Source organism: Nonomuraea sp. NPDC049725, assembly GCF_040674795.1.
GTDB lineage: Bacteria > Actinomycetota > Actinomycetes > Streptosporangiales > Streptosporangiaceae > Nonomuraea > Nonomuraea ceibae.
The window spans coordinates 81007-98124 of sequence record NZ_JBFANJ010000003.1 but is presented as its reverse complement, the minus strand read 5'-3'; the positions used below and the strand labels follow the sequence as shown (position 1 = coordinate 98124).

The 17118-nt window shown below is 72.5% G+C and carries 16 protein-coding genes; 3 read left to right on the top strand and 13 right to left on the bottom strand.

Going from position 1 to position 17118, the window contains the following annotated elements; genetic code table 11:
- Positions 1–111: 111 nt before the first annotated feature.
- The 3 genes from AB0J53_RS08520 to AB0J53_RS08510 all read right to left on the bottom strand — a co-directional run bounded on the left by AB0J53_RS08520 (position 112) and on the right by AB0J53_RS08510 (position 3571).
- A complete protein-coding gene (locus AB0J53_RS08520) occupies positions 112–1710 on the bottom strand; it encodes an ABC-F family ATP-binding cassette domain-containing protein (protein ID WP_219505678.1) in 1599 nt (532 codons plus the stop codon).
- 204 nt (positions 1711–1914) lie between these two features.
- Positions 1915–2934 (bottom strand): LacI family DNA-binding transcriptional regulator, encoded by a 1020-nt coding sequence (locus AB0J53_RS08515; protein ID WP_364170050.1) that lies wholly within the window; start codon positions 2932–2934, stop codon positions 1915–1917.
- A gap of 82 nt (positions 2935–3016) precedes the next feature.
- Complete coding sequence (locus tag AB0J53_RS08510) at positions 3017–3571, bottom strand: helix-turn-helix domain-containing protein (RefSeq protein ID WP_357586713.1); 555 nt, start codon at positions 3569–3571, stop codon at positions 3017–3019.
- A gap of 91 nt (positions 3572–3662) precedes the next feature.
- Here AB0J53_RS08510 and AB0J53_RS08505 point away from each other — a divergent pair, with 91 nt between their 5' ends.
- Complete coding sequence (locus tag AB0J53_RS08505; RefSeq protein ID WP_364170046.1) at positions 3663–4478, top strand: NAD(P)H-binding protein; 816 nt, start codon at positions 3663–3665, stop codon at positions 4476–4478.
- Positions 4479–4546: 68 nt separating this feature from the next.
- On the opposite strand, the gene AB0J53_RS08500 is transcribed toward AB0J53_RS08505, so the two are convergent.
- Together AB0J53_RS08500 and AB0J53_RS08495 are read right to left on the bottom strand one after the other, a co-directional pair.
- A complete protein-coding gene (locus AB0J53_RS08500; protein WP_364170043.1) occupies positions 4547–5200 on the bottom strand; it encodes an acVLRF1 family peptidyl-tRNA hydrolase in 654 nt (217 codons plus the stop codon).
- Positions 5197–5610: a hypothetical protein gene (locus AB0J53_RS08495; protein WP_364170040.1), complete on the bottom strand. Its 414-nt coding sequence runs from the start codon at positions 5608–5610 to the stop codon at positions 5197–5199. Before AB0J53_RS08495 ends, AB0J53_RS08500 begins: the two co-directional genes overlap by 4 nt.
- A gap of 121 nt (positions 5611–5731) precedes the next feature.
- Between AB0J53_RS08495 and AB0J53_RS08490 the strand changes: the two genes are divergently transcribed.
- Both AB0J53_RS08490 and AB0J53_RS08485 read left to right on the top strand, forming a co-directional pair.
- Positions 5732–6757 (top strand): EAL domain-containing protein, encoded by a 1026-nt coding sequence (locus AB0J53_RS08490; RefSeq protein ID WP_308125780.1) that lies wholly within the window; start codon positions 5732–5734, stop codon positions 6755–6757.
- 52 nt (positions 6758–6809) lie between these two features.
- Positions 6810–8138 (top strand): aminotransferase class V-fold PLP-dependent enzyme, encoded by a 1329-nt coding sequence (locus tag AB0J53_RS08485; RefSeq protein WP_364170037.1) that lies wholly within the window; start codon positions 6810–6812, stop codon positions 8136–8138.
- Positions 8139–8152: 14 nt separating this feature from the next.
- Here AB0J53_RS08485 and AB0J53_RS08480 read toward each other — a convergent pair whose 3' ends face one another.
- From AB0J53_RS08480 to sufU, 8 genes are all read right to left on the bottom strand, one after another.
- A complete protein-coding gene (locus AB0J53_RS08480; RefSeq protein ID WP_364170034.1) occupies positions 8153–9799 on the bottom strand; it encodes a lectin in 1647 nt (548 codons plus the stop codon).
- 50 nt (positions 9800–9849) lie between these two features.
- On the bottom strand, positions 9850–11661 hold the full coding sequence (locus AB0J53_RS08475) for a family 43 glycosylhydrolase (protein ID WP_364170031.1): 1812 nt from the start codon (positions 11659–11661) through the stop codon (positions 9850–9852).
- 207 nt (positions 11662–11868) lie between these two features.
- Positions 11869–12468 (bottom strand): carbonic anhydrase, encoded by a 600-nt coding sequence (locus AB0J53_RS08470; protein WP_219505692.1) that lies wholly within the window; start codon positions 12466–12468, stop codon positions 11869–11871.
- A 53-nt stretch (positions 12469–12521) separates the two neighbouring features.
- A complete protein-coding gene (gene hisG, locus AB0J53_RS08465; RefSeq protein ID WP_219505693.1) occupies positions 12522–13367 on the bottom strand; it encodes an ATP phosphoribosyltransferase in 846 nt (281 codons plus the stop codon).
- A 59-nt stretch (positions 13368–13426) separates the two neighbouring features.
- Positions 13427–13690 carry a phosphoribosyl-ATP diphosphatase gene (locus AB0J53_RS08460; protein WP_219505694.1) on the bottom strand — a complete coding sequence of 88 codons (264 nt, stop codon included), beginning with the start codon at positions 13688–13690 and terminating at the stop codon, positions 13427–13429.
- 310 nt (positions 13691–14000) lie between these two features.
- Positions 14001–16019: a DEAD/DEAH box helicase gene (locus AB0J53_RS08455; RefSeq protein WP_364170026.1), complete on the bottom strand. Its 2019-nt coding sequence runs from the start codon at positions 16017–16019 to the stop codon at positions 14001–14003.
- Positions 16020–16318: 299 nt separating this feature from the next.
- Positions 16319–16681, bottom strand: a complete 363-nt coding sequence (locus AB0J53_RS08450) for a metal-sulfur cluster assembly factor (protein WP_219505697.1) — start codon at positions 16679–16681, stop codon at positions 16319–16321.
- Entirely contained in the window at positions 16678–17118 is a 441-nt protein-coding gene (gene sufU, locus AB0J53_RS08445; RefSeq protein WP_219505699.1) for a Fe-S cluster assembly sulfur transfer protein SufU, read from the bottom strand. The genes AB0J53_RS08450 and sufU overlap by 4 nt, the downstream gene beginning before the upstream one ends.

Here is a 17118-nt window from a genome sequence, read left to right as displayed (position 1 = left end):
GTACCTCCTGTAGTGCCGGACTTCCGCAGCGTTACTCCGCCATGATCAGTCATTTCAGCGGGATCGGCTACCTACTCCACGGGAAAAGATCCGTACCCACCCAAATTAAGATCAGGCAAGTGCCACAAGATCGGAAAATTCCTCGCTCCACGCGTCTTCAGTTCCGTCTGGCAGCAAGATCACCCTATCCGGTGAAAGGGCATCAACGGCACCCTCGTCATGGGTAACCAGGACGATCGCTCCTGAATACGACCTCAGAGCCTCCAGAACCTGCTCGCGGCTGACCGGGTCGAGGTTGTTCGTGGGCTCGTCGAGCAGCAGGACGTTGGCGCTCGACAGCACCAGGATGGCCAGCGCCAGCCGGGTCTTCTCGCCTCCGGAGAGCACCGAGGCCGGCTTGTCGACGTCGTCGCCGGTGAACAGGAACGAGCCGAGAACCTTGCGCAACTCGGTGTCGGTGAACGTGCCGCCCGCCGAGCGCATGTTCTCCAGGAGGGTGCGGGAGCCGTCGAGCGTCTCGTGCTCCTGGGCGTAATAGCCGATCTTGAGGCCGTGGCCGGGCTTGATCGCGCCGGTGTCGGGCTCCTCGATCCCGCCGAGCAGGCGCAGCAGCGTGGTCTTGCCCGCGCCGTTGAGCCCGAGGATGACGACCCGGTGACCTCGGTCGATGGCCACGTCGACATCCGTGAAGACCTCCAGGGACCCGTACGACTTCGACAGGCCCTCGGCCATGAGCGGGGTGCGCCCGCACGGCTGCGGCTCGGGGAAGCGGAGCTTGGCGACCTTGTCGCCCTTGCGCTCCTCCTCGGTGCCGGCCAGCAGCCGGTGGGCGCGGCGCATCATGTCCTGGGCGGCCTTGGCCTTGGTCGCCTTGGCGCGCATCTTGTCGGCCTGCGCGAGCAGCGCGCCGGCCTGCTTCTCGGCGTTGGCCCGCTCGCGCTTGCGGCGCTTCTCGTCGGTCTCGCGCTGGGCCAGGTAGGCCTTCCAGCCGACGTTGTAGTGGTCGATGACGCACCGGTTGGCGTCCAGGTGCAGGACCTTGTTGACCGTGGCTTCAAGAAGCTGGACGTCGTGGCTGATGATCACCAAGCCGCCCTGATGGGATCGCAAAAAATCACGAAGCCACCCGATTGAGTCCGCATCTAGGTGGTTTGTCGGCTCATCGAGTAGGAGAGTTTCCGCTCCGCTGAAAAGAATTCGCGCCAATTCCACACGCCTGCGCTGACCGCCGGAAAGCGTTTCCAGCGGCTGCCCCAGCACGCGGTCGGGCAGGCCGAGGCTGGAGGCGATGGAGGCGGCCTCCGACTCGGCCGCGTAGCCGCCCAGCACGTGCATCTGGTCCTCCAGCCGGCCGTACTGCCGCACCGCCTTCTCCCGGGTGCGGTCGTCGGCGGAGGACATGCCGAGCTCGGCCTGGCGCAGCTTGCGGATCACCTCGTCCAGCCCGCGGGCGGACAGGATGCGGTCGCGGGCCAGCACCTGGAGGTCGCCGGTGCGCGGGTCCTGCGGCAGGTAGCCGACGCTGCCGCTGGTGGTGACGCCGCCCGCGGCGGGCAGCGCCTCACCGGCCAGCACCTTGGTGAGGGTGGTCTTGCCGGCGCCGTTGCGGCCGACCAGACCGATCTTGTCGCCGGGGTTGACCCGGAAGGACGCGCTCTCGATGAGCAGCCGCGAACCGGCGCGCAGTTCGATGTCACTAGCAATGATCATGGTTGGCTCAGCACTCCCGAGCTAGGGAAACGAGGGATTTCAGAAGGCGTGCGACGCCGGTCAATCGGGAGTGTGCATACAGATCAGTGTAGGGCCCTGACCAAGAGTTATGACGGGCTCGAATGATCACCGCCGCCCAGGACGGCGAGCTACCTCGCACGTCACCACGAGACGGCTGTTGAATCGACTCAAACCGCCGGGACCTCACCCACCCCTGCGCGGCTCGCTGGACGTCCGCACGACCAGGTCGGGCTGGAAGATGACCTGCCGGTGGCGGTGCCGCTCAGACTCGGTGACCTCCTCCAGCAGCAGCTCGATCGCGGTGCGGCCGAGCAGCTCGCGCGGCTGGCGCACCGACGACAGCGGCACGGCCGCCGCCGCCGCGAACTCGATGTCGTCGTAGCCGACGATGGCCATGTCGGCGGGCACCCGCAGCCCGCGGGCCGCCATCGCCTGGAGGAAGCCCAGCGCCACCACGTCGTTGGCGCAGAAGGCCGCCGTGGGGCGCTCGCCGGGCGGCATCGCGGCCAGCCGCTCGCCCGCCCGCCTGCCGGTGTCGAAGCTCAGCGTGGGCATCGCGCACGCGACCAGCTCGACGCCGTCGCCGGCGGCCTCGACGGCGCTCATGACGCCCGCGTGGCGGTCGGCGACCTGTTTGATCGACGGCGGCCCGCCGATGAACGCGATGCGCCGGTGCCCGCGCTCGATCAGGTGCTCCCCGGCGATCCGGCCGCCGAGCCGGTCGTCGACCGCCACCGAGCACTGGGCGCCGGAGGCGGCGCTGTCGACCAGCACCACGGGCGTGCCCCGGGCGGCCAGCTCAGTGAGGCGGGGGCTGGCCGCGTCGACGGGGGTGATGAGGATGCCGAGCACGCGCTGCTGTTCGAGCTGGTCGAGGTGGCGGCGCTCGCGGACCGGGTCGGCGCCGCTGTTGCACAGCACGACCATCGTGTCGTGCTCGTCGGCCGGGCCCTCGGCGCCCTGCGCGACGTCGGCGAAGAACGGGTTGGACACGTCCAGCACGACCAGCCCGACCGTGCGGCTGCGGCCGACGCGCAGGTGGCGGGCCACCTCGTTGCGGACGAAGCCCAGCTCGCGGATCGCCTGGAAGACCCGCTCCCGCGTGGCGGGCGAGACGATCTCGGGCCGGTTGAGCACGTTGCTCACGGTGCCGACCGAGACCCGCGCCAGCTGCGCGACCTCCTTGATGCTCCTGGTCCCCATTGATCCTCACGAGGCCGTGCCGCTGTGACGCGCCCCAGCATAGCGGCATTCAAGATTGTTTTGAATCGTCTCAAAGACCGGCTCAGGCCGTCATCCCGTCGAGCATCAGGCCCAGGAACCAGTCCGGGCGGGCCGCCACGTGCGGCGGCAGCGCCTCCGGATGGCAGGCGAACAGGTTGAGCGCGGCCACCACGTCGGCGGCGCCGACGTCGCCACGCATGACGCCGTCGGCCTGGGCCCGGCGTACCAGCGCGTCGAGCCGCTCCAGCCAGCGGGCGCGGGCGCGGATGAACCCGTCCTGATCCTCGTACGTCCCGTCCGGCAGCTCGGCGAGCGCGGCGGCGAGCGCGCCGCGCCCCGGGTCGGCCGCCCACAGCGCGAACGCGCGCACCCCCTGCCAGGCGTCGGGCGCCTCGGCGGCGGCCCGCTCGAGCGCCTCGGCGAGCGAGCCGACGTAGTGCTCGGCCACGGCGGCCACGAGCGCCTCCCGGTCAGGGAAGCGCCGATAGAGCGTGCCGACGCCGACGCCCGCGCGACGGGCGATGAGCTCCATCGGGGCGCCGGTGCCGCGCTCGGCCATCACGGAGGCCGCCGCCTCGACGATCTTGGCCAGGTTGCGCCTGGCGTCCGCACGCACGACGCCCAGCGTACCGGGACGCAAGTGGACGATGCGATTCCGGTTACGGTACGGTCCAAGCGGAATCTCATCGTCCACTTAGGAGGTTGCCGTGATCGTGGTCACCGGCGCGACCGGTTCCATCGGCAGGGCCCTGACCGGGCTGCTGCCCCGCGAGGAGGTCGTGGCCGTCGTCCGCCGCCCGGCCGGGCTCGCGTGCGCGGAGGCCGTGGCCGACTTCGAGCGCCCCGAGACGATCGGCCGGCTGCTGTCCCCCGGCGACCGGCTGTTCCTCAACAGCTCCCTCTGGCCCGGCGTCGCCGACGCCCAGCGCGCCGTCGTCGACCTGGCCGCCGAGGCGGGCGTGGCCCAGATCGTGTCCGTCTCCGTCCGGGGCGCCCGGCCCGGCGGGCCGCTCGGCGCCGACCCGCACGGGCGCATCGACGACCACCTGCGGGCGGGCGGCGTCCCGTACGCGATCCTGCGGCCGAGCGGGTTCATGCAGAACCTGCCGGGGGAGGTGCGCGACGGGCGCTTCCACGGGTCGTACGGGGAGGCCCGGGTCAACTACATCGACACCCGCGACGTCGCGGCCGTCGCCGCCGCGCTGCTGACCGCCCCGGTGGGGCCCTCGGCGGTCCACGAGCTGACCGGGCCGCAGTCGTACACGCACGAGGAGATCGCCGCCGTGATCAGCGCCGCCGCCGGGAAGCCGGTCGCCTACGTGGACCTGCCGGTGCCCGAGATGACCGCCCACCTGGTCGCGCGGGGCCTGCCGGAGCCGGCCGCGGGCGCGCTGGCCGCCATGATGCGGGACATGGGGCGTACGGACTGGTGGTCGCTGAGCACGGCGGTCCGCGACCTCACCGGCCGCCCGCCCCGCACGCTGGCCGCCTTCGCCGCCGAGCACGCGGCCGCCTTCGCCTGACACCCGGCGGACCGGGCGGGCCGGGCGGGCCGGGCGGGCCGGGCGGGCCGGGCGGGCCGGGCGGGAGGTCAGGCCGGGTCGGTGATCAGGATGCGGACGGCGCGGAACTGGCCCGGGGTGTCGCGGAGGACGGCCAGCCTGGGATCCGGCACGTCCAGGAACGGCTCCGACTCCAGCGCGAACAGCGGCGCCAGCCTGCGGTCGGCGCGCAGCGCGTCGACCGCCTTGCGGTCACCGCCGAACACCACCGCCTCCAGCTCGCCGAGGTGCGGCGTCAGCACGCGCAGCGCCGTCTCGGCCGCCGCCTCGAACGCCTTGCCCGCCTGGTTCTCGCGGCGTCTGGCGAACCGCTGCTGCGACCAGCCGCCCGCCGCCGTGCGGCCCTGGACCAGCCGTGAGCCGACCTTGGAGGCGACCAGCTCGCCCCCGTGGAACACCCCGGCCGCGTAGCCGCCGAGCCGCACCAGCACCACGCCCACCCGGCGGTCCTCCCGCGCGTGCCCGGCCAGCCGGGTGACGTGCGGCGGCCCCGGGCGCATCGGCGGGAACGGCACGTACAGCTCGGCCACCGCCCCGTCGGCCGCCGTGAGCCGGACCACCCGCTCGTCGCCGGTCGCCTCGAACGGCCCGTGGCGTCCGGCGAACCCGTCGATCCACGGGTGCACCCGCTCCGGCGGCACGCTCACCCAGCGGCCGCCGCCCTTCGCGGGCCGGGCCCTCACGCGGGCTCGTCGCCGTCCGCCGCCGCCCTGCCGTCGCCCGGATCGCGGCCCGGATCGCGGCCCAGGCCGCGGCCGAAGGTCCGGTCTACGGCGATGCGGGTCAGCCAGCCGAGCCCGGCGGTGAACAGCGGCGGCCACACGACGGGCCCGAACGTGTAGCCGACCAGCACCGCCAGCGGGATCCACACGCGGTGCACGGCCTGGTGGACGAGGCCGGGCGGGCGGGCCCCGGCGAGCCCCGCCAGGCTCGGCAGCGCGAAGAACGCCAGCGCCGCGGCCGTCGTCGGCAGGCCGTACTTGACGCTCTCGAACACGGCGAACGCCGCCAGGAACAGGGCCAGCGCCCCCCAGGCGATCCGCCGCGGCAGATCGCGGCTCGCCGGCACGTCGCGCGTGTGTTCGGTTGTCACGGGACCAGCGTAGACCCGAACGGCATTCCCCTTCGAGCGGGTGGGAAATACCGCGAGAAATGTCGGTGAACTTCGCCGCACCGCCCTTCCCCGCGTGCTCGGGTGACACCATCATCTCAACGTGTCCTCCCTGCTCACCGGCCCTGTCGTGGACCTCGACACCGGATCGGTCATCGCCTACCCCGCGCTCCTGGACGCCTCGGGCCAGCTGCGGGCCGCGCCGCTTCCGATGGTGCTGGAGCTGCCCATGCGGGTGGTGCTGTCGGGCGCCGGGGCGCTCGTCCCGCTGCACGAGGCGCTGCGCCGCGCCCGGAGGCATCCGCGCGAGGCGATCCTGCTGCTGTCGGGGCCGTGCGCGGTGACCGACCGGCCGGTGCTGAAGGTGGCGCTGGACGGGCTGCGCAACCTCGGCTACCTGCTCGGCTTCGGCGGCGCCGGGGCGGAGAGCGTGCCGCTCGACCTCATCGCCGACACGGCCCCGTACCTGGTGGCGATGGCCCCCGACCTGATCGCGCGGGCGCCGCGCGACCACCGGGCGGCGGCGGTGGCGCAGGGGCTGACGGCGCTGGCGCGCGGCGTCGGCGCGCACGTGCTGGCCCCCGGCGTGGAGGACCCGGCGCAGCTGGAGGCGGCACGCGGGTGGGGGGTGCGGCTGGCGCACGGGCCGCTGCTCGCGCCCGGCCCGGACGGCCGGGTGCGGGTGCCGCTGCCGCCCGCCGACGACTCCCCCGCGGCCGTCATGCTCGGGCCACGCGTGCAGGAGCTGCTGCTGCCCGCGGTGACGCTGCCGGTGGCGGCGACCGCGGAGGAGGCGGTGGAGGCGTTCGGGCACGAGCCGACGATCACCAGCGTCATCCTGGTGGACGAGTACCAGCGGCCCAAGGGCAGCCTGGACCGCAGCCGGTTCCTGCTGTCGATCGCCTCCCGCTACGGGCACGCGCTGCACGGCTCGAAGCCCGCCCAGCGGCTGGCCGACCCGCCGCGCACGGTGCCGAAGACCACCCCGGCGGTGGCGGCCATGCAGGCGGCCGGCCGCGACGCGCTGCGCGTCTACGACGACCTGGTGGTGACCGACGAGCTGAGCCGCTGCCTGGGCATCGTCCGCGTGTCGGACCTGATCCGGGAGGTGGCGGCGATGCGCGCGTAACGACTCGGTCCCGGTGCTGGGCACGGCCGCGGGGCCGGGATAGGAAGAGGGCGTGACTCCTCGGCTGAACAGACGGGCCCTGCTCGGCGCGGGAGTGCTGGCGAGCGTGGCCGCCTGCACGTCCTCTCCTGCCGCCTCCCCTGCCGCTCCGCCTCCCTCCTCTGGAGCCTCCGCTGGGGGTTCCGCGCCGCCTTTCGACCCTCAGGACTGGGAGTCCGTACGCGCCCAGTTCGCGCTCGACCCCAAGTACGCGCAGTTCGCGGCGTTCATCCTGGCACCCGCCCCGGCGATGGTCCGCGAAGCCGTCCAGAAGCACCGCGACGCCCTGGACCGTGACCCGCACTACCTGCCGGACGGCGGCGACCCGGACGAGGCGATCCGCGCGTCCGCCGCCCGCCACCTGGGCACCGAGCCGTCCGGCATCGCGCTGACCGACAGCACCACGATGGGCCTCGGCCTGCTCTACTCCGGCCTGCGGCTGCGCGAGGGCCAGGATGTGCTCACCACCGAGCACGACTTCCTGGCCACCCACGAGGGCCTGCGCCTGCTCGCCCGCCGCACGGGGGCCGAGGTGCGCCGGGTCAGGCTGTACGACGACCCGGCGCGGGCGTCGGCCGGCCGGATCGTCACGGCGATCAGGGAGGGCCTGCGCGACCGCACCCGGATCGTCGCGATCACCTGGGTGCATTCGAGCACCGGCGTCCGCCTGCCCGTCCGGGAGATCGCCGACATGCTCGCCGACGTCAACCGGTCACGCGACGAACACGACCGGGCGCTGCTGTGCGTCGACGGCGTGCACGGCTTCGGCGCGATGGCCGACGGCGTGGCCGAGCTGGGCTGCGACTTCCTGGTCAGCGGCACGCACAAGTGGCTGTTCGGGCCGCGCGGCACCGGCATCGTGTGGGGCCGCGCCTGGGACGCGCTCGACCCCGTCATCCCGGCCTTCAGCCAGGGCTCGTTCGAGGCGTGGCGCACCGGCGAGCCGCCCGCGCGCACCGACGCCCGCCTGGCGACCCCGGGCGGCTACAAGGCGTTCGAGCACCGGTGGGCGATGCCGGCGGCGTTCGGGTTCCAGGAGGTCATCGGCCTGGACCGGATCCAGCGGCGCACCCAGGAGCTGGCCACCCGGCTCAAGGCCGGCCTGGCCGATCTGCCGCACGTCACGCTCGCCACCCCCGCCGACCCCGCGCTCTCGGCCGGCCTGGTGTGCGTCTCGGTCGACGGCATGCAGCCCGGGGAGGCGATGCAGCGGCTGCGCGCCGGCATGATCGACACGAGCCTCACCCCGTACGACCCGCCGCTGCTGCGGTTCGGCACCAGCATCGTCACCACCCCCGAGCAGGTCGACCAGGCCGTCGAGGCGGTGAAGAAGCTCGGCTAGCGCCGCCCCGGGCCTCACAGGCGGGTCCATCGCTGGTTGGGCGCCCCGCTACAGGACCAGATCTGGAGCCTGGCGCCGTTGGCCGTGGCGTTGCCGGACACGTCCAGGCACTTGCCCGCGCCGACGGCGGTGATGCTGCCGTCGGCGTTGAAGCGCCATTTCTGGTTGCTCTGACCGTTGCAGTCCCAGATGATGACGCCGGTGCCGTCGGCGGTGGCGGCCCTGTCGACGTCCAGGCACTTGCCGCCGTAGACGCGCAGTTCGCCGGCGGCGGTGGCGGTCCACTGCTGGTTGCTCTGCTGGTGGCAGTCCCAGATCACCACCTGGGTGCCGCTGACCTGGGACGCGCCGGACACGTCCAGGCACCTGCCGGAGCCGGCGCCCTGGATCCGGGTGGCGGGCGGCGCGGGGGTGCCGCCGCTGACCCGCAACACGGCGGTGCCGTGGGGCGGGACGCTCGCCGAGATGGTCCCGGTGGTCGTGGTGACGGCGTTCGTCCAGGCGTCGCGGAGCGTGAACGGGCCGCCGGTCAGGCCGATCGCGGAGGCGGTGGTGCTGATCGTGGTGGTGGCGCCGCCCTGGTTGAACAGCGCCACCGCGACGTCGCCGTTGCCGAGCCGCTTGGCCAGCACGCGGCGGGTTCCGTCGTGGCTGACCTGGGTGGCCTGCAGGCCGAGCGGGTCCTGGTTGACGGCGATCAGGTTCTGATTCTTCATGATCGTCTCGGTGGCTGCGTCCATGTTCCGGACGTCGTTCCCGGCGATCAGCGGGGCGGCCATGACGGCCCACAGGGCGAAGTGGCTGCGCATCTCGGTGTCGTTCATGCCGCCCCGGCCGACGACCATCATGTCGGGGTCGTTGAACTGCCCCGGCCGGGCGTTGCCCGCGAGGGGGACGTTGACGTCGACGATGTTCTGGATGCCCATCGGGTAGCCGTTGGTCTGGCCCGTGTTCCAGGCGTTGGTGATGTCCTCGGTCGTACGCCAGATGTTGGCCACGTCGCCCCAGTCTCGGCGCGGGCCGGTCTTCTCGTGAATGCTGTTGGGGTTGATGCTGTAGAGGATCGGCCGGCCGGTGGCGGCCAGGGCGTCCCGCATCTTGGCGAAGGTGCGCACCTGGTCGTCGATGGTGCCGGTGGGCGAGCACCAGTCGTACTTGAGGTAGTCGACGCCCCAGGCGGCGAACTGCCGGGCGTCCTGGACCTCGTGACCGAGGCTTCCGGTCGCCCCCGGGTAGGAGCCGAAGTACTGGGCGCAGGTCCGGTCCAGGGGCGCCTGGTAGAGGCCGAACTTCAGGCTCCTGGCGTGCAGGTAGTCGCCGAGCGCCTTCATGCCGCTCGGGAACCGGGACGGGTTGGCCCGCAGGTTTCCGGCGGAGTCGCGGGCCGGATCGAACCAGCAGTCGTCGACCACGACGTACTGGTATCCCAGGTCGCGCATGCCGGAGCTGACCAGCGCGTCGGCCGTCTGCTTGATCAGCGTCTCGTTGATGTTGCAGCCGAAGGTGTTCCAGGTGTTCCATCCCATCGGCGGGGTGCGGCCCACGCCGTTGTCCAGCGCCCGCGCTGGCGTGGCCGGGCCGATCGCCACGACTGTGGTCGCCAGGGCCAGGATGGCGGCGGCGGCGTGGACCAGGGGGAGGCGCGTTCGGTTCCTGTCCATCGATGTCTCACCTCGGAGGTCGAAGGGGCGGGGTCGGTCCTTCCGCCAGGTCACCGGAAGGAGGCGTCGTCGACGTAGAGGCCGTCGGTGCCCGCGACGGTCTCGACGTAGATGGAGGCGCCGGTCAGCGTTCCGGTCCAGGAGACGGTCGTGGTGCCGGTGAGCTGGGTCCAGCCGTTCGCGCCGACGGTTCGCGCCGGGGTGAGCTGGTGGTAGTTCGTGGTGCCGTTCGCCGTGACCGCCAGGGTCGCCTTCGCGCTGGGGGTTCCGCTCTGCGACCGCACCCAGACGCTCGTGGTGTAGCTCCTGCCGTTGGTGAGCCGCCCGGTCAGGCTCTGGTGGGGGCCGTTCCAGGCCGCGGTACGGCCGGAGTTGAGCAGGGACCTGCTGCCCGTGCGGGCGACGTCGGCGGCGGAGGTCAGGGTGCCTCCGGAGGTGGTCCAGCCCGTCGTGCCGTCCTCCATGCCGCCGTTCGTCAGCAGCTCGGCGCCGTTGCCGCCGCTCGGCGTGAACTGCCACCAGCCGAGGTTGAGCAGGTAGCCGCTGCCGCCGGCGAACCGGAGGTAGAGGTCATGGGTGCCGGTCGCCCCGGACACCGGGCAGGTGACCGAGGCCCAGTTCTGCCACCCGCCGGTGCCGGTGACGGCGCAGGTGCCCACGAGGGCGCCGGTGGCGCTGCCGAGCCGCAGCTCGATCCGGCCCCCGCTGGTGGCCGAGGCGACGCGGGCGGTGAAGGAGGAGGCGCCGTTGCCGAAGGCGACGCCTTTGACCTTGAGGTGGTCGCCGTTCTCGATGAAGCCCCCGTTCAGGCCGCCTTCGGCGGAGGGTTCGGTCTCGACCCCGGAGGACCAGGCCATGGTCTCGGCCTCCTGCCGGACGAACGGGTCGAGGGTGCCGATCTGCGGCGGCCCGGCGGTGGTCATGTTGATGACGGGGATGGTGCCGTCGGCGTTGTACGTGAACTTCTCCACGGCCACCGACCTGGTGAAACCGCCTCCGCCGGGGAGGGCGCCGTTGTGGTAGAAGAAGTACGACCCGCCGGCGAAGTCGACGATCCCGGCGTGGTTGGTGAAGCTGCTCCCCTGCCTGGGCATGATCGTTCCCCGGTAGGTCCAGGGGCCGGTGGCGGTGGGCGCCGTCGAGTAGGCGATGAACTCGGAGCAGCATTCGGCGGCGAACACGTTGTAGTAGAGGCCGTTGCGCTTGAAGACCCAGGGGGCTTCCTCGTAGAGGGTCGGGCGGGCGGCGTTGCCGGTGCGCGTGCCGTAGCCCGCGGTGGTGAGGGGGATCTGGGTGGGGCTGCCGGAGTAGGAGATCATGTCCGTGTTCAGCCGGACGTACCAGAGGCGGGGGTTGCCCCAGTACAGGTAGGCCTGGCCGTTGTCGTCGATGAGGACGTTGGGGTCGATCTCGCCGTTGTTGACCAGCGGGCGCCCGATGGCGTCCCGGAAGGGTCCGGTCGGGCTGTCGGCGACCGCGACGCCGATGGCCATCGAGCCGGTGGCACGGTCGCGGACCGGCACGTACCAGTAGAAGCGGCCGTTGCGGTGGGCGACGTGGCCGGCCCAGGCGTTGGCGTCGGCCCAGGCGAAGGTGGCCAGGCTCAGGGGCGAGCCGTGGTCCGTCCAGTTCGCCATGTCCGAGGAGGAGTAGACGCGCCAGTCCCGCATGGTGAAGTACGTGGAGCCGTCCTCGTCGTGTCCGGTGTAGACGTAGACCCGGCCGTCGTGGACGAGTGGCGCGGGGTCGGCCGTGTAGATGGTCTGCACGATCGGGTTGTCGGCTCCGGCCGCCGACGGGAACAGCACGGCCGGAAGCAGCAGGCCGACGGCACACAGAAGCGTGCGCAGGGCGGATCTCACCGGTTGTCCTCCTCCGACTTGCGCTGTTAGCGCTAACATTCGGTACCGCAGAGCGCCCCTCCGAGGGGCCCGATGTGCCGGAGTACATCCGAGGTCTCGCCCCGCGTCAACGACAGGAATCCCCCTCGCCGCCCGCCCCCTGCCTCACCTGGCGCGCTCTCCCCCGCCCGGGTGAAAGTTTCACCCGGGCAGCGGCGGCGGCGTGCGTCAGACGACGCGGCTGACCAGGCCCGTGTCGAGGCAGTAGTGGGCGCCCAGGACCGTCGCGCGCCCGCGCAGCAGCGGGTCGTCGCGCAGCTCCCGCACCGTGGCGGCGGTGTGGGCGCGCGTCATCGCGGCCACGTCGCCGCCCGAGCTCTCGTACGCGCCCGCCAGCGCCGCCACGACGGCGGGCAGCTCCCCCGGCAGCGTGGCGCGCTCGCGCAGGGCCGTCGCCGCCGCCGTCACCGCGCCGCAGCGCTGATGCCCGAGCACCAGCACGAGCGGCGCGCCCAGCGCGTGCGGGCCGTACTGGACGGCGGCCCTGACCAGCGGGTCGAGCGTGTGCGCGGCGGTGCGGACGACGAGCAGGTCGCCGAGCCCGGCGTCGAACACGACCTCGGGCGGCACCCGCGAGTCGACGCACGACAGCACCACCGCGAACGGCGCCTGCGCCCGCGCCACCTGCCGCCGCCGCTCCACGTCCTGCCCGGCCCGGCCGGGAGTCCCGGCCGCCCAGCGGCGGTTGCCGTGCTTGAGCCACGTCCACGCGTCGCGCACAGTGAAGGCGCGGCGGGCGCACCGCTCCGTAACAGGTCGGATACTCACGGACCGGTACGTTCCCGCCCGGAACGGCGATTACCTGACGGCGCAGGCAGAGGTCACAGGCGGCAGGCGTAGATGTCGGTGACCAGGATGGCCCTTGCGCCGATGTCCCACAGCTGGTCCATCACCTGCTGGTGCCCCCGGCGCCGGACCATGGCGCGCACGGCCACCCAGCCCTCCCGGTGCAGCGGCGAGACCGTCGGCCCCTCCATGCCCGGGGTGAGCGCGATGGCCTCCTCGATCCGCTCGGCGCGGATGTCGTAGTCCATCATCACGAAGTCGCGGGCGTGCACGACGCCCTGCAGCCGGCGCACGAGCTGCTCGACGCCGTTGGTCGCCGGGGCGGTGTGCTGCTTGATGAGCACCGCCTCCGACTTCATGATCGGGTCGCCGAACACCTCCAGGCCGACGTTGCGCAGCGTCGTGCCGGTCTCCACCACGTCGGCCACCGCGTCGGCCACGCCGAGCCTTATGGCGGTCTCGACCGCGCCGTCGAGCTTGATGACGCGCGCGTCGACGCCCTGGTCGGACAGGTATTTCTCCAGCAGGCCCGCGTAGGCGGTGGCCACCCGCAGCCCCTGCAAATCCTTGACGGACGTCATCGTGCCGGCCCGGGTGGCCAGCCGGAAGGTGGAGGCGCCGAAGCCGAGCGGCATGACCTCCTCGACCGACGCGCCGGAGTCGACGAGCATGTCGCGGCCGGTGATGCCGGCGTCGAGCGTGCCCTCCCCGACGTAGACGGCGATGTCGCGCGGGCGCAGGAAGAACAGCTCGCAGCCGCTCTCCTCGTCGACGACGACGAGCTCCTTGCTGTCTCTGCGGGACCGGTAGCCGGCCTCCTTGAGCATGACTTGGGCGGCCTCACTGAGAGTGCCCTTGTTCGGTACGGCCAGGCGAAGCATGTCTGATTCCTCGGTGTCCAGAGTCGTTGCGGAAGACCGGAGGCGGGCGCGGGGGCGCCCTAGAGATGCTTGTAGACCTGGTCCAGGCCGATCCCCTTGGCGATCATGAGCACCTGGACGTGGTAGAGGAGCTGGGAGATCTCCTCGGCGGCCCGGTCGTCAGACTCGTGCTCGGCCGCCATCCAGCTCTCGGCGGCCTCCTCGACGACCTTCTTGCCGATGGCATGGACGCCGGCGTCGATGGCGGCCACGGTGCCGGAGCCGGCGGGCCGGGTCCGGGCCTTCTCGGACAGCTCGGCGAACAGCTCTTCGAAGGTCTTCATGATCTCTCTCGTCGATCGGCTGGCGTGCGGTAACAGCCTAGTCGCCACGCGACCCCGCTTCGTGCCGCGTCCGCCAGCCGAGACGCCCGCGAGTCGCGCGGGGCCCATGCCTGGCGGCAGGCGGCGGCCGAGGCCGGTGACGGCGTGGCGGCGGCCGTCCGGACCGGGAACGGCCCGTACGTCGTGCAGGCAGGCCACCGGCGGGCGGGTGAGGTGCGCCCGCCAGGGTGCGGGAACGCGGACGCCCGCCGTGCCCGGGAGGACCGGGCACGGCGGGCGTCAGACTCATGGGGCGGTGCGGCCCCGGGGATCAGCGCTCGTAGCGGCGGGCGGAGCCGCCCCGGCGGAAGCCGCCGTTGCCACGGTCGTCGGCGCGGAAGCCGCCCCGCTGGCCGCGGTCGTCGGGACGGGCGCCGCCGGAGCGGTAGCCGTCACGGGGACGGTCGTCCGTGCGGACGCCGCGCTCGCGGTCGGCCGAGAACGGGCGGCCACGGTCGGTGGAGTGGCGGCGGTCGTCGGAGCGGAACCCGCCACGCGGCCGGTCACCCTCACGGAACCCGCCACGCCCACGGTCGCCACCGGAGAAACCGCCACGGTCGCCGTCGTTGCGGAAGCCGCCACGGTCGCCGCCACCGGAGTAGCCGCCACGGTCACCGTCGTTGCGGTAACCGCCGCCGGAGTATCCGCCACGGTCGCCGTCGTTGCGGTAGCCACCACGGTCACCGCCGCGGTCGCCGCCACGGTCACCGCCCCCGAAACCGCCACGGTCACCGCCGCCGAAGCCACCGCGGTCACCGCCGCCGGAGTATCCGCCACGGTCACCGTCGTTGCGGTAGCCACCGCGGGGGCGGTCGCCGCCGGAGCGGCGGTCGTCGCCGAACGTGCGGGGCTCGTCGTGACGGCGCGGGTAGCGGTCGTCGGTGCGGCGCTGGCCGCCGAACGAGCCGTCCTCGGTCCGGCGCGGGCCGGCGAAAGGCGGGCGGTCGCCGTCGTGGCGGCGCGGGCGGCGCTCGCCGTCGAACTCACGGCGCGGACGCCGGCCGCGGCGCTCGGAGCCGGCGTGGCCGCCTTCGCGCCGGGGGCGCAGCGGCTTGCGCACGTCGGGCTCCCACACGGGGATGGCCTCGCCGCTGGGCGTGCGGGCCCCGGCGATCTCGGCCAGGCGCGGGTGGCCGGGCGTCGCCTTGAGGCGGAACGGGTGGATGCCCGCCCGCCGGGTCAGCGCGTCGGTGGAGCGGCGCTCGTTCGGGAGCACCAGCGTGACGACGGTGCCCTTCTCGCCGGCGCGGGCGGTGCGGCCGCCACGGTGCAGGTAGCTCTTGTGGTCCTGCGGCGGGTCGACGTGCAGCACGAGGCTGATGTTGTCGACGTGGATGCCGCGGGCGGCCACGTCGGTGCAGACGAGCACGTTGACCGAGCCCTCGCGGAACTCGGCGAGGATGCGGGTGCGCTGGTTCTGGCGCTTGCCGCCGTGCAGGCCGCCGGCCTTGACGCCGACGCGGGCGAGCTGCTTGCACAGCCGGTCGACGCCGTGCTGGGTGCGGACGAAGATGATCGTACGGCCCTCGCGGTTGGCGATCTCGGCCGTGACGTCGAACTTGTCGTCGCGCGTCACCTGCATGACGTGGTGTTCCATCGTGTCGACCGGGGAGGTCGCGGGGGCGACGGAGTGGGTGATCGGGTCCTTCAGGAAGCGCTGCACGAGCTTGTCGACGTCGCCGTCGAGCGTGGCGGAGAACAGCAGCCGCTGACCATCGGCCGGGGTCTGCGCGAGCAGCTCGGTGACGACGGGGAAGAAGCCGAGGTCGCACATGTGGTCGGCCTCGTCCAGGACGCTGATCTCGATGTCCTCCAGCGAGCACTCGCCCTGCCGGATGAGGTCGCCGAGACGGCCCGGGGTGGCGATGACGACGTCGACGCCGCGGCGCAGCGCCTCGATCTGCTTGCCCATGGACATGCCGCCGACGACGACCTTCATGCGCAGGCCGAGGCCGCGGCCGAGGGGCTCGATGGCGTCGTGCACCTGGAGCGCGAGCTCACGGGTGGGGACGAGGATCATGGCGCGGGGCCGGCCGGGGGCCGGCTTGACGCCGGCGAGGCGGGCCATCGTGGGCAGGCCGAAGGCCAGCGTCTTGCCGGAGCCGGTCTGGCCGCGGCCGAGGACGTCGGCGCCGGAGAGCACGTCCGGGATCGTCGCGCTCTGGATGGGGAACGGGCTGTCGATTCCCTGCCGGGAGAGACCGCTGATGAGCGGCTTGGGCAGGCCGAGCAGCTCGAACTCGGACGGGCCCTGCTCAGGGGTCGTCTCGGGCAGGGCAGCGTCAAGCATGGTCACGAACTTCGTGCCTTTCAGTCGAAGTGGCACGTCACTTCTGCGAAAGGACGAGCCAGGACGTACGGCGGCCTTGCCGTACACGGTGCAGTGCGCCCGCCGTGGGGGCGAGCGGAGGGGGAGGCGCACCTGGGCGCCGGCCGCAGGCGGCGCGGGACGCGCGATGAGGCGTCAGGTGTCCCTGGTGCCAACGCGGGGAGGATCAAGACTATTCCCCGTCGGGGCGCCGGACTTTCCGGATCCCCTGGCATGCTGAAGCGGCTGACGCGGAGCGCCAGCCGACCAGCAATAAAAGATCAGACGTTGAAGCCTAGCATACGAAGCTGCTCACGGCCCTCATCGGTGATCTTGTCCGGGCCCCACGGCGGCAGCCAGACCCAGTTGATCTTCACATCGGAGACCATGCCCTCCAGGGCGGAGTGCGCCTGGTCCTCGATGACGTCGGTCAGCGGGCAGGCCGCGCTGGTCAGCGTCATGTCGATGGTGGCCACCGGCTTGGCGCCGCCGTCGGCCGGGTCGAGGTTGAGGCCGTAGATCAGGCCGAGGTCGACGACGTTGATGCCGAGCTCGGGGTCGACGACGTCCTTGAGCGCCTCCATGACCTCTTCGACGCTCGCCTCGCCGTCGAAGCCGGTCGGGGTCTCGACGGGCTTGCTCATCGTGCAGCACTCCTCACTACAGCGTCCTTGTAGGCCATCCACGACAGCAGCGCGCACTTCACGCGGGCCGGGAACTTGGCCACCCCGGCGAACGCGACCGCGTCGCCGAGCACGTCCTCGTCGGCCTCCACCTGTCCCCTGCCCTGCATGAGCCGGGTGAACTCGTCGACCACCGACAGGGTCTCCTCGACGGTCGAGCCGGCGGTCAGCTCGTGCAGCACCGAGGCGGCGGCCTGGCTGATGGAGCAGCCCTGGCCGTCGTAGGAGACGTCCTCGATGCGGCCCGCGTCGCCCACCTTGACGCGCAGCGTGATCTCGTCGCCGCACGTGGGGTTCACGTGGTGAACCTCGGTGTCGTACGGCTCGCGCAGCCCCCGCCCCTGCGGGTGCTTGTAGTGCTCCAGGATCAGCTCCTGGTACATCGACTCGCCGATCAT